9 protein-coding genes are annotated in these 12255 nt (G+C 69.3%); 3 read left to right on the forward strand and 6 right to left on the reverse strand.

The window, feature by feature from the left end; genetic code table 11:
- Positions 1-64 precede the first annotated feature (64 nt).
- The 4 genes from D577_RS0111800 to hisI are packed head-to-tail and all read right to left on the reverse strand — an operon-like array spanning position 65 to position 3727.
- Positions 65-1144, reverse strand: a complete 1080-nt coding sequence (locus D577_RS0111800; RefSeq protein ID WP_018947676.1) for a nickel/cobalt transporter — start codon at positions 1142-1144, stop codon at positions 65-67.
- A gap of 42 nt (positions 1145-1186) precedes the next feature.
- Positions 1187-1882 (reverse strand): DUF1007 family protein, encoded by a 696-nt coding sequence (locus tag D577_RS0111805; RefSeq protein WP_018947677.1) that lies wholly within the window; start codon positions 1880-1882, stop codon positions 1187-1189.
- Positions 1857-3272 (reverse strand): cysteine--tRNA ligase, encoded by a 1416-nt coding sequence (cysS, locus tag D577_RS0111810; protein ID WP_018947678.1) that lies wholly within the window; start codon positions 3270-3272, stop codon positions 1857-1859. The genes D577_RS0111805 and cysS overlap by 26 nt, the downstream gene beginning before the upstream one ends.
- 23 nt (positions 3273-3295) lie before the next feature.
- A complete protein-coding gene (gene hisI, locus D577_RS0111815) occupies positions 3296-3727 on the reverse strand; it encodes a phosphoribosyl-AMP cyclohydrolase (RefSeq protein ID WP_018947679.1) in 432 nt (143 codons plus the stop codon).
- Between the two features lie 130 nt (positions 3728-3857).
- On the opposite strand from hisI, the gene D577_RS0111820 reads away from it, so the two are divergent.
- From D577_RS0111820 to D577_RS0111830, 3 genes are read left to right on the forward strand one after another with little or no spacing between them, the layout of a single operon-like run.
- Positions 3858-5636: an ATP-binding protein gene (locus D577_RS0111820; RefSeq protein WP_018947680.1), complete on the forward strand. Its 1779-nt coding sequence runs from the start codon at positions 3858-3860 to the stop codon at positions 5634-5636.
- An 8-nt stretch (positions 5637-5644) separates the two neighbouring features.
- Positions 5645-6127: a response regulator gene (locus tag D577_RS0111825; protein ID WP_018947681.1), complete on the forward strand. Its 483-nt coding sequence runs from the start codon at positions 5645-5647 to the stop codon at positions 6125-6127.
- The gene (locus D577_RS0111830; RefSeq protein WP_018947682.1) at positions 6108-10028 is read left to right on the forward strand and encodes an EAL domain-containing protein; all 3921 of its coding nucleotides are present in this window, start codon (positions 6108-6110) and stop codon (positions 10026-10028) included. Before D577_RS0111825 ends, D577_RS0111830 begins: the two co-directional genes overlap by 20 nt.
- 9 nt (positions 10029-10037) lie before the next feature.
- Here the strand turns inward: D577_RS0111830 and D577_RS0111835 are convergent, their stop codons facing one another.
- Together D577_RS0111835 and D577_RS0111840 are read right to left on the reverse strand one after the other, a co-directional pair.
- Positions 10038-10568, reverse strand: a complete 531-nt coding sequence (locus D577_RS0111835) for a hypothetical protein (RefSeq protein ID WP_018947683.1) — start codon at positions 10566-10568, stop codon at positions 10038-10040.
- 70 nt (positions 10569-10638) lie between these two features.
- A complete protein-coding gene (locus tag D577_RS0111840; protein WP_018947684.1) occupies positions 10639-12198 on the reverse strand; it encodes a bifunctional aminoglycoside phosphotransferase/ATP-binding protein in 1560 nt (519 codons plus the stop codon).
- Positions 12199-12255: the final 57 nt, after the last annotated feature.

Below are 12255 nucleotides of genomic sequence, written 5' to 3' on the forward strand. Positions count from 1 at the left end.
GGACTGGTCTTGCCCTGCAAAGTAGAGGACGGCGCGGGGCAGGGGCAAGCGCGGGGCGGGAGCCCTACATGCCGAGCGGATGCATCGCCGGACCCGCGGCCACCGCCCCCAGCACCAGGCTGAAGCCCAGCACCGCGATGATCGCGCCGCCGGTCAGGCCGAAGGCCGGCCCGATCCAGGCCAGGCGCGCGGCGCGGGTGCCGGTGAAACGCCGCCGGGTCCAGTCGCGGGCGTAGACCGCGAGCATGGCCAGCACGGAGACCGTGATGGCGGTACCCGCGGACATCGCGAGCACGGCCGCCACGCCGGCCCAGACCAGACCGACGGCCGCGGATACCGCCATGATCAGCACGGCGCCGGAGCAGGGGCGGATGCCCACGGCCAGCACGGTGCCCCACCAGGTGCCCTTGTGATCGGGGTCGACGTGGTGGGGTGTGCCGCAGCCGCAGTCATGTTCGTGGTCGTGCCCGTGGTCATGCCCGTGCGCGGCGGACGCACGGCGCCGCCAGGCCTGCCGCAGGGCGCGCCCCATCAGCCAGACGCCCAGCAGTCCCACCAGGGCGAAGCTGGCGATCTCCAGGTGGCGGACCTGTCCCAGGGTCTCGCGTGTCAGCCAGCCGAGCAGGCCGACCAGCAGCCCGACCAGCAGTATGGCCGTGACGCCCTGGGCAAGCGATGACGCCGCCGACAGGGCGATGCCGCGGCGCAGGTTCTGCGGCTGGGTCAGCAGGTAGGTGGTGATCACCGCCTTGCCGTGCCCGGGTCCGGCGGCGTGGAAGACCCCGTAGAGAAAGCTCACGAGGATCAGCAGGGCGCCCGCCTGCGCCGAGGGCGCGTCGCGCAGTCCGTGCAGTCCCCGGGTCAGTTCGCGGTGCAGCTGGCGCTGGGTATGCAGGACCCAGCCGACCAGCCGTTCCAGCGGTCCGGCGTCATCCCCTCCCGGGAGCCCGGCGTCGGTGCGAGCGTCCGGGGCATCGGCGGGCGGTGGCTGTTCCGTGGCATCGGCATCCGCGTCGGACTCCGGGCCGCCGCCGAGGGGGTGGCCGGCCAGCGCGAGCGCGGGCAGCAGGATGCCGAGCAGGAGCAGCAGGACCGCTGAGGCCCGTCCCGGGCGGCGGTTGCGAGAGAGGGCGTGTCGGATCATTTCGTTATTTTATAACGTAGCAATGGCGCGAGGAACCCGATGTCATTCACATTCCAGGCGCGCAATCTCGGCAAAATGGCGTCCGAGATCTTCGATCGGGCTGCGGGATTCGCGTTCCAGGGTGGCGGCATAACGCACCAGTTGTGGATCGGGGCGCGGTTCCTCGAGTTCGACCCGGCAGCCGTCGCCGCGGTTCACCTGGATCACGTCACCGGGGTCATGGCGGATCTCGATCCAGTAGGTGGGATCATAGACGCGGTAGGTGAAATCCTCTTCGGCGCCGATGTCGTGCCGGTCCAGCGGGATCTCGAAGCCCAGGTGCAGGCGCCGGTCCTCCAGACGCAGTTCGGGGGACTCGGCGGGCGGGGTGTCCAGCGTTTCGCCGCCTGCCTCGAGTTCGGTGAAGTGGTCGTATTCCGCGAGGTTGTCGAGCATGCGCGGGCCGACCTTTTTCAGCACCGAGTCGATACCGGCGTCGCCGTCCATGTCGCGGGTCATCTCCTCCAGCAGCATGTGGCTGTAGGTCGGGTCGATGACCCACAACTGGTGCATGGAGGCCAGTCGGCCGTCGCTGTCGAAGTCGAGGGTTACCCGCAGATCGATCCAGGCATGCGGGTGGGCGGCAGCACCCGCCGGCAGGCTGGCCGCCACCGCGAGCAGCAATGCCAGCGCCAGCCGGGCGCGTGCCCGGGTGGCGCTGCGGACAGCCCGCTCAGGCGCGCTGCCAGCGGGTGCCATCCGGCGTGTCCTCCAGTTCGATGCCGCTGGCGGTCAGCTCGTCGCGGATCGCATCGGCGGTGGCGAAATCCCGCGCGCGCCGCGCCTCGGCACGCGCGGCGATTTGTTCCTCCACCCATGCGGCGAGCTCGGCATCATCGGCGACGTCGCCGCGGAACCAGGCCTCCGGGTCCTGCTGCAGCAGACCCAGGAGTTCGCCGGCGGCCAGCAGCTCGCCCTTGCGGCGGGCGCGTTCGTCCGCGCTGTCGGCGGCCTGCAGGGCATCCGCCATGCGGTGCAGGGCGGCGAGCGCCCCGGCGGTGTCGAGATCGTCCAGCAATGCGGTGAAGACCGGGGTGTCCGCCGCATCGGCGGGGGTGGCCACGACCCCGGCATGCTCGCGCAGCAGACGGTAGAAGCCGTCCAGCGCGTTGCGGCTCTGTTCCAGGGTGTCCTCGGAGAAGTTCAGCGGCGCGCGATAATGGCGCGACAGCAGCGCCAGGCGCAGGACCTCGCCGGGCCAGACCTGCAGCAGGTCGTGCAGCAGGCGGAAGTTGCCCAGCGACTTGGACATCTTCTCGCCTTCGATGGTCACGTGTCCGTTGTGCATCCAGTAACGCGCGTAATGGCCGCCGTGTTCGTCGCAGCCTTCGGCCGCGCAGCCCTGGGCGATCTCGTTCTCGTGGTGCGGAAACACCAGATCGTGGCCGCCGCCGTGGAGGTCGATGCTGCGGCCCAGATGGGTGCGGATCATCGCGGTGCACTCCAGGTGCCAGCCCGGGCGCCCGTTGCCCCAGGGGCTGTCCCAGCCGGGTTCGTCCGCGCCGGCGGGCTTCCACAGCACGAAGTCGCCGGGATGGCGCTTGTAGTCGGCGACCTCTACCCGGGCCCCGGCCTGCATCGCTTCCAGGGTGCGCCCGGACAGGGCGCCGTAGGCAGGGTAAGAGGTCACGTCGAACAGCACGTGGCCGTCCGCCGCGTAGGCGTGGCCGCGCGCGAGCAGGTCCTCGATCAGGGCGATCATCTCGGTCACGTGATCGGTGGCACGGGGCTCGAGGGTCGGCTCCAGGGTGCCGAGCCGCGCGATGTCCTCGTGGAAGGCCCGGGTGAAGCGTTCGGTCAGCGCGGCGATGGGTTCGTCGTTCTCGCGCGCGGCCTGGTTGATCTTGTCGTCCACGTCGGTGATGTTGCGGGCGTAGACCACGTGCTCCGGGCCGTAGAGTGCGCGCAGCACGCGGAACAGCACGTCGAACACCACCACCGGGCGGCCGTTGCCCACGTGCACGCGGTTGTACACGGTCGGACCGCAGACATACATCGTGACCCGCTGCGGGTCGGCGGGAACGAAGGGCTCGCGCTGCCCCCCGAGGGTGTTGTGGATGACGAGCTGCGGTGCGCTGGCGTCGGCCATGGTCGGTGTTCCTTGTCGCGGTTTCAGGAGGCGCCGTAGAGGGTCTCGGGGTCGATCTGCGGATCGCTGGTCACGGCAACCTGATCGCCGTCGACCTGCAGATAGAAACAGCTGCGCCGCCCGGTGTGGCAGGCGGGGCCGGTCTGATCGACCTTCGCCAGCACGGTGTCGCCGTCGCAGTCCAGATGCAGCGACCGCAGCTGCTGGACCTGGCCGGATGACTCGCCCTTGCGCCACAGCGCCCCGCGCGAGCGCGACCAGTAGCAGACCCGCCCGGTGCGCAGGGTCTCCTCCAGCGCCTCGCGGTTCATCCAGGCCATCATCAGGACCTCGCCGCTGTCGGTCTGCTGGGCGATGGCGGGCACCAGCCCGTCGGCGTTGAAGCGGACGCGGTCGAGGACGTCGGCGAGCGGCTCGCGGCGGCCGGCCGGGGCTTTTTCCAGGTTCTTGAACATGGCGTGTCGTTCGGCTTGTTCGCAAACGTCAGAGAATAACATTCCGCGCCGCGGCGCGGCCGGATCTTGCGTCTTGTGGCCGTCCGGCGGATTCTTGGGGGAAGGAAGCACCGCGTAGAAAGGAGGGGGCATGACACGCGACGCGAGTCCCGGGATCCGCCGCGGTGCCGCAATCACGGCGCTGGGCATCACCCTGATCTATCTGGTGCTCGGCCTGATGTGGATCGGGTTTTCCGACCGGGCGCTGCTGGCGCTGGTGGACGACGTGGAACTGCTGTCCCGGCTGCAGACCGGTAAGGGCTGGGCCTATGTGGTGGTGACCGCCGGGCTGCTGTTCGTGCTGATCCATCGCGCGCTGGCCGCCCGCGACCGGGCGGCCGCGGAGGCGGGTCGGGCCGCGCGCATCATCGATCACTCGCCGGTGCTGGCGATCGAATGGGAGGCCCGTGACGGCTGGCCGGTCACCTACGTCTCGCCCAATGCCGCGGACTGGGGGCTGGATCGCGAGGCCCTGCTGGCGGGCGATCCGGATTACGCCAGCCTGATTCACCCCGATGATCTGCCGTCCATCGTCGAGGAGGTGCAAATGCACCTCGCACACGGCCCCGATCGCTATACCCAGCTCTACCGCCTGGTGCTGCCCGTGCTGGGTACGGTCTGGGTGGAGGACCGGACCTGGCTCAGCCGGGACACGGATGGCCGGGTGACGCGCATCCACGGGGTGCTGCTGGACGTCACCGAACGCCGGCGGCTGGAGCTGGAGCGTCAGCAGCAGATGGAACGGCTGGAACGGGCCGAACGCGACGCGGGCCTGGGCAGCTGGGAATACGATCCGGTGAACGGGTTCTGGTGGTCGGACCAGCTTTTCCGGTTGCTGGGGCGCCCGCCCGACGGCCCCGAACCGGACGTGGCCACGCTGCTGGAGCGTGACCTCGACACCGAGTCCGCCGACGGGCCACGCCTGGCTGCGACCTTGCGGGGCATGGCCGCCGGTACCTCCCCGCAAAGCCAGTACCTGCACGTACGCCGACACCCGGGGCGCGGGCCGGAGACCTGGCTGCGGTTCGGCATTCAGCGCGCGTCGTCGTTTCCGGGTGAAAGCCCCGGTGGCGCGTGGCGGGTGCAGGGTACGGTGCTGGACATCACCGAACTGCACCAGGCCGAGCTGGAGTTGCGTGCGTTCAACGCCGATCTGGAACGCCGGGTCGAGCGGCGCACGGCGGAACTGCAGGTCGCCAACCAGGAGCTCGAATCCTTTTCCTACGCGGTTTCCCATGATCTCAAGGCGCCGCTGCGCGGGATCGAGGGCTACAGCCAGCTGCTGGAGGCGGAACATGCCGGGCGTCTGGACGACGAGGGGCGCGAATTCGTGCGCAATATCCGCCAGGGCGTGGCGCAGATGAACGAACTGATCGGCGACCTGCTGACGTACTCGCGCATGGAGCGGCGACCGCTGGAACAGCGCCGGATCCGGCTGCGTGACCTGGTGGCGGAGACTCTGCGCGCCCTGGAGCCGGAATACCCGGCGGCGGCGACGACCGCGATCGACGTGCCGGAAGAACTGGAGGTCGAGACCGATCCCGACGGTCTGGGATTGATCCTGCGCAACCTGCTGGAGAACGCTTTCAAGTTCAGTGCCGGTCGCGACGAACCCCGGGTCCGGGTCGCCGCTCAGCGGCGGACGTCGGTGGTGCGTCTGGAGGTGGAGGACAACGGGATCGGCTTCGACGAGGCGTTCCGGGAGCGCATGTTCGAGATCTTCCAGCGTCTCAACCGCGCCGAGGACTACCCCGGCACCGGCGTGGGCCTGGCCCTGGTGCGTCGCGCGGCCCGCCGGCTGGACGCCCGGATCGAGGCCGAGGGCCGCCCCGGCGAGGGCGCGACCTTCCGTGTGGAGCTGCCGCAATGAGCGCCCCAATGAGTGACCCGGGCTCGCCACCGCCCATCTGCGTAGTCGAGGACAGCCCGGTGGATCTGGATCTGCTGCGCCATGCCTTCCGTCGCCGCCGCCTGGCCAATCCGTTGACGGTGGCGCGCGACGGGGAGGAGGCCCTGGCGGGGCTGGAACGCTGGGCGCGGGGCGAGGAACCGGTGCCGGCGGTGGTCCTGCTGGACATCCGGCTGCCGCGGATCAACGGTCTGGAGGTGTTGCGGGCACTGCGCGCGCATCCGGACTGCGGGCGCATCCCGGTGGTGATGCTGACGTCGTCGGCGGATGACGCCGACATCCGTACTGCTTATGAATGCGGCGCGAATTCCTATATCGTGAAGCCGGTGGATTTCGACCGGTTCATGGATGTGGCCGAACAGATCGAGCTCTACTGGTGCGTGTTGAACCAGCCTCCGGCCTCGGTGTTTACCTCAGGGAGGTCCCCGCGAGATGAAGATTCTGCTCGTTGAAGACAATCCGGTGGATGCCGATCTGCAGCGTCGGGCGCTGAGCCGTGACGGGGCGGAGGTCGAGATCCGCACGGCGGGGTCGATGGCCGAAGCCTGGGCGGCGCTGGAGGAGGCGCGCTTCGATTGCGTGCTGCTCGACCTGCGGCTGCCGGACGGCAACGGCATGGACCTGATCCCGCGTCTGCGCGAGGGCGGGCGCGAGGAGGCGATTATCGTGATGACCGGCCACGGCGAACAGGAAACCGTGGTGACCGCCTTCCGCGTCGGGGCCGACGACTATCTGCCGAAGAACGAGACCTACCTGGAGCACCTGCAGGCGCGTGTGCGGGACGCCCTCGGGCGTCGTCACCGGCGGCCGGAGGAGCTGGAAACGGTGCGCGTGCTCTACGCCGAGCACAACAGTTTCGATGTCAGCCTGACGCGGCGAGAATTCGCCCGCGCGGCGCCGCATCTGCAACTGGAAGTGGTCGATTCGGCCGACGAGGTCCTGGCGCGTCTGGACGGCGGGGTCGCGGCGGACGCGGTGTACCCCGACATCCTGTTGCTGGATTATCGCCTGCCGGGGATGGATGGCCTGGAGCTGGCGCGCCGCATCCGCAGCGAGCGGGGGCTGGACATCCCCGTGATTCTTGTGACCGGGCAGGGGACCGAGGAACTGGCCGCACAAGCCCTGCGCCTGGGGGTCGACGACTACGTGCTCAAGAGCGGGGGCTATCTCAAGGGGCTGCCGGTACTGGTCGACCAGGTGGTGGCGCGCGGACGGCTGCGGCGCGAACAGGCCGCCCTGGCGGAGAGCGAACGTCGCTATCGCCAGGTCATCGACAGCGCCGGCGACATCATCTTTCAGACCGACGCGCAGGGACGGCTCACGTTCCTCAACCCCTCCTGGACCCGCATGACCGGACGTTCGGTCGAAGAGGCCCTGGGGCATCCGCTGACGGACTTCGTCGAGGCGGGGGAGCGCGAGGCGCTGGCGGATGTGCTGCGCGGCGAGGCGACCGTGTCGACGCTCCCGGACGAAGCCGCGATCGGCATCGTGACCCGCTGGGGCGGGCTGTACTGGATGGAGCTGGAGGGGCGCTGCGAAAAGGGTACCGACGGGCAGCCCACCGGGTTTTCCGGCAACCTGGTGGACGTGACCCGGCGCGTGCGCGACCAGCGACTGGCGGCCGTGCGCGCACGGGTGCTCGACCGGCTGGCCACCGGGACACGTGATCCGGGGTTCCTGTCGGACGTGATCCAGGAGCTGGAGTCGCTGCTGCCGGAGCTGTCGGCGTCCATCATGCTGCGGGACCGCGAGACCGGGATGCTCGAATGCGTGGCGGCGCCGTCCCTGCCGGGTTCGCTGCCGTGGCTGCACAGCCCGGTGCCGGCCAGTGATGGCGTGGGCTCCTGCGGCACCGCGGCCTTCCGCGGCGAAACGGTGGTGGTGCCGCAGGTGACGGGCCATCCGTACTGGGAGGGCCTGGAGGCGCCCATGGAGGCCGCGGGGCTGCAGGCCTGCTGGTCGTTCCCGTTCTTTGATGACGACGGGCACGTGCTGGGCACGCTGGCCACCTACCTGAACGAGGCGCGCGAGCCGCGCGACGAGGAACAGGGTCTGATCGACGAGTTCACTCAACTGGCCGGTCTGGCGGTACAGAAGCTGCACGCGGCGCAGGCCCTGGACCAGCGCGAGCAGGCGCTGGAGAGCTCGGCCCGCATGACCCTGGCACTGCTGCAGGCGGAGACCCCGGACCGGGTCATGAATGCACTGCTGGGGCGGCTGGGCGAGACCCTGGCCGGGGATCGCGCCTGGGTGGTGGTCATGGCCGCCGAGGAACCGGGTCGGGAGAACCGCGAGACGCATCGTTACTACTGGTTGCGCGGCGATTCGGCCGTTCCGGTCAGGCCACCCGCCCTGCGCAATCTGACACCCGACAGCCTGCATGCGCGCTGGACCGAACGCCTGCGGGCCGGCGAGGCGGTCGCCGGCACCCGGGCGGAGTTCCCCGCGGAGGAACAGGCACTGCTGCAGCAGCAGGGACTGCAGTCCCTGCTGCTGGCGCCGGTGTTCCTGGAGGGCGAATATCGCGGGTTCGTCGCGGTGGATGCGCTGGTGCGGGCACGCAACTGGAGTGCGACCGACGTGAGCGTGGCGCGCATCTTTGCCAGCAGCCTGGGGGCCGCGCTGGCGCGGCGCGAGACCGTGGTCGGCCTGCGCCGGCTGGAGGCGGTGTTCCGCAGTACCCGCGACGGCGTGGTCATCACCGACCTGTCGTCGCGCATCATCGCGGTCAATCCGGCGTTCACCGAGATCACCGGATACGCGGAATCCGAGGTGCTGGGGAAGAATCCGCGCATCCTGCAGTCGGGGTATCACGACGCCGAGTTCTATCGCGCCATGTGGCAGGAGCTGGAGCGTACCGGCTACTGGGCCGGCGAGCTGTGGAATCGCCGTCGCGACGGAACCGTGTACCCCGAATGGCTGAGCCTGTCGGTGGTGGTGGACGAGAGCGGGCAGCCGATCCATTACGCCGGCACCATCACCGACATGACCGAAATCAAGCGCTCGGAGAGCGAGCTCAACTATCTGGCCGAGCATGACCCGCTGACCGACCTGCCTAACCGAACGCGGCTGCATGCGCTGCTGTCGCGCGCGGTGGACGAGGCGCGCGCGGAGGACCACCCGCTGGGCGTGCTGAGCCTCGACCTGGACCGGTTCAAGGACGTGAACGACAGCCTGGGGCATCCGGCCGGCGACGAGGCCCTGGTCGAAGTCGCCCGGCGCCTGGGCGACACGGTGCGCCCGCCGGATATCCTCGGCCGGCTGGGTGGCGACGAATTCATGGTGGTCAGTCAGCGGGCCGCCGACCACCAATCGCTGAGCGAGGTGGCGCGCGAGCTGCAGGCCGCGCTGGATACCCCGGTGCTGCTGGACAGCGGGCACAGCGTGCATCTCAATGCTTCCATCGGCATTGCCCGCTTCCCCGAGGACGGCGACACCGCGACCAAACTGATCCAGCATGCCGACGCGGCCATGTTCCATTCCAAGGAAAACGGGCGCGAGGTCTGGAGTTTCTACGAGGCGGAGCTGACCCGGGCGGCCAGCGAACGGCTGGAACTGGAAGGACGCCTGCGCGAGGCCCTGGCGAGCGGAACCGGCGAGCTGCACGTGCATCTCCAGCCGCAGGTGCGCCTGAGCGATGGCGTACCCGCGGGCGTGGAGTGTCTGGCGCGCTGGGAGACCCCGCAGGGCGAAAGCATTACGCCGGACCGGTTCATTCCGGTCGCCGAGGCAACCGGCCTGATCGTCCCGCTGGGCGAACAGGTGCTGCGCGAGGCCTGCCGGCATGGCGTTCGCCTGCTGCGCGAGGTGCGCAGCGACCTGGTGGTGGCGGTCAACCTTTCGCCCGTCCAGCTGCGCAGTGCCCGACTCGTGCGCCGGGTCGGCGAGATCCTGGCGGAGACGGGGTTCCCGGCGGAACAGCTGGAACTGGAGGTGACCGAGACCGCCATCATGAGTCAGGGCGATCAGGCGGTCTCCCGGCTCAACGCATTGAAGTCGCTGGGCGTGCGCCTGGCGATCGATGATTTCGGCACCGGTTATTCGTCACTGGCGGCCCTGCAGGACTTCCCGCTGGACGTGCTCAAGATTGACCGCAGTTTCGTGGATCAGGTGGACCGCGAGGGCCGGGGGCGCTGGATTGCCGCGACCATCATCGCGATGGCGCGCAATCTGCATCTGGAGGTGATCGCCGAGGGCGTCGAGACGGCGGCCCAGGCGGCATGGCTGAACGCCCACGGCTGTGATATCGGGCAAGGGTTCCTGTACAGCCCGGGGCTGCCCGCGGACCGGGCCGAGGCCTGGCTGCAGGCGCCCGGCCGGGTGGCGGCACTGGCCTCCGTCCGGCCGGGCTGATCCGCCGGTTCAGAACATCAGGGCTTCGGTGACGATCCGGTCCACCAGTTCGTTGACATCGCCGAGGGACTCCTGCGAGGCCTCGTCGCCGATCTGCGGCACGCGCTGATAGCTCATGTAGATCGTGCCCGGCTCCGCGGCCAGCTCGTAGATGGCGATGACATAGGGGCAGAACGTGATGTTGTGCGGGTCGGCCTCCATGGTCGCCCGCGAATAGGTGGCGGAGCAGAAGTCCACCGAGCGGCCGTTCAGGTAGATGCCCTCGCCGGATTCCTGGCCCGCGGTGCGGTCCAGCATGTCGGCGATGTGGCCGACGTTGTTGATCACCAGCCCCTCGGTTTCGATGGCGAACTCGACCATCTCGAAGTAGTGGTCGAAGTCCCCTTCGACGCTGTAGATCACGCGCTCCTCGCTCTCCTCGACGACCTCATAGGCCAGCGCGGGCAGGGGGAAGGCCAGTGCGGCGGTCAGGGCCAGCGCGGGCAATCCGGCGGTGACACGGCGGGCAGCCTGGCGGGTCCTGGTGCGGAATTCGGACATGGGGTGACTCCTGTGTGGCTGGCGGACAACCGATGGTATCTCTATTTTACGTCAAATGAACTGACCGCCGTCACGCCGGGCGTTCCAGCCGCTGAGCCAGAAGCTCGACATCCAGGGGCTGTCCGGGGCCCGCTTCCACGGCATGCTCGTCGGCGCCGGGCCATTCCTGGCGCGGGCGCTGCTGCTGCATGACCTCCACGTCGGCATCCGACGCATCCCGGCCCTGCGCGGCGCGGGCCTCCAGGCGTTCGCGCAGCAGGTTTTCGTCGGCGTGGCAGGCGACGACCGCAAAGCCGGCCTCCATGCGCGCGGCAAGCTCGCGGAACGGCTCCCGCTGCCCACGTTCGAGAAAGGTCGCGTCGACGATGACGGTATGCCCCAGCTCCAGCAGTTCCCCGGCGCGTTCCAGCAGGTGGTCGTAGATCCGCGTGCGGGCCTCTTCGCTGTAGGAAACGGCATCGGCCATGCGCTTGCGTTCGACGTCGCTGCGCAGGCGCACCGCGCCCAGGGCCTGAAGGACGCGGGTGCTGATCACGGTCTTGCCCGACCCGGACACGCCGTGCATCAGGATCAGGCGGGGCCGCCGCGGTTCGGTCAGGCGTTCGGCCAGCGCGAGGTAGCGCCCCATCTCGGCCTGGTGGGCGGCCTTCTCGTCCGAGGGCAGGCTGGGCTCGGCGGCATGGATGCCCTGGACCTTGGCCCGCACCAGCGCCCGATAGACCTGGTACAGCGGCAGCAGGGCCAGGCCGTCGAAATCCTCGCGTTCTTCCAGCCAGGCGTTCAGCAGCCGCCAGGCATGCGCCGGGTGCTCGCGGGCCAGCAGGTCCATGGTGGTGAAGGCGATTTCGGAGATGACATCGATCCAGCGCAGCTCCGGGTCGAACTCGATCGCATCGAAGGCCACCGGGCGCTCGCCGCCGGCTTCGTCCCCGGCTTTGATGTAGACCATGTTGCCCAGATGCAGATCGCCGTGGCAGTGGCGGACGTGGCCGCCGTCATGGCGCGCCTGCATTAGCGGGCGCAGGCGGTCCAGCTCCTTTTCGGTCCACGTCTGCAGGCGCTGCAGCCGCTCGCGTTCACTGGGCTGCTGGGCGGATTCGAACAGACTGGGGAAGTTTTCGCGCATCGGCGCGGCCTCGGCCTCGGGGGTGCCGTGGGCGGATTCCGGGCCGGTGCGTTCCACGCTCTCGTGGAAGCGGGCGATGTAGCGGCCCAGCTCGTCCATCGCCTCGGGTGGCAGGGCGCCGCGCTCCAGCAGCCGGTCGAGCTGGCGGTCGCGGTCGAAGCGGCGCATGCGTACCGCGTATTCCTGTATTTCGCCGGTCCCGTTGATCACCGGGTGTTCGGGATCGCCATTGATGCTGACGACCTCGTGGTAGATCTCCGGCGCCAGCCGGCGGTTGATCTCGAGCTCCGTCTCGCAGAAATGGCGGCGCGCCTGCAGGGTGGAAAAGTCGAGGAAGCCCAGGTCCAGCGGCTTCTTGAATTTCCACGCCCAGTCCCCGGCCAGGATCACCGTGGAGATGTGCGTTTCGATGCGCCGGATCCGTTCGGCCGGACCGCCATCGGGGAACGCCCCGCTCTCGATCAGTCGGGTGAGAATGCGGTGCTGCTCGTCCAGCGCGGTCATGCGGCCTCCATCAATGTTGCCCCGGGTCAGGTTATCATTGCGCGAGTTGCGGGCGAG

It is taken from the genome of Thioalkalivibrio sp. AKL17, assembly GCF_000377885.1.
GTDB lineage: Bacteria > Pseudomonadota > Gammaproteobacteria > Ectothiorhodospirales > Ectothiorhodospiraceae > Thioalkalivibrio > Thioalkalivibrio halophilus.

Coding starts and splice junctions, on each gene's coding strand:
- D577_RS0111800 (WP_018947676.1), bottom strand. CDS start 1,144: ATGATCCGACACGCCCTCTCTCGCAACCGCCGCCCGGGACGGGCCTCA.
- D577_RS0111805 (WP_018947677.1), bottom strand. CDS start 1,882: ATGGCACCCGCTGGCAGCGCGCCTGAGCGGGCTGTCCGCAGCGCCACC.
- cysS (WP_018947678.1), bottom strand. CDS start 3,272: ATGGCCGACGCCAGCGCACCGCAGCTCGTCATCCACAACACCCTCGGG.
- hisI (WP_018947679.1), bottom strand. CDS start 3,727: ATGTTCAAGAACCTGGAAAAAGCCCCGGCCGGCCGCCGCGAGCCGCTC.
- D577_RS0111820 (WP_018947680.1), top strand. CDS start 3,858: ATGACACGCGACGCGAGTCCCGGGATCCGCCGCGGTGCCGCAATCACG.
- D577_RS0111825 (WP_018947681.1), top strand. CDS start 5,645: ATGAGTGACCCGGGCTCGCCACCGCCCATCTGCGTAGTCGAGGACAGC.
- D577_RS0111830 (WP_018947682.1), top strand. CDS start 6,108: ATGAAGATTCTGCTCGTTGAAGACAATCCGGTGGATGCCGATCTGCAG.
- D577_RS0111835 (WP_018947683.1), bottom strand. CDS start 10,568: ATGTCCGAATTCCGCACCAGGACCCGCCAGGCTGCCCGCCGTGTCACC.
- D577_RS0111840 (WP_018947684.1), bottom strand. CDS start 12,198: ATGACCGCGCTGGACGAGCAGCACCGCATTCTCACCCGACTGATCGAG.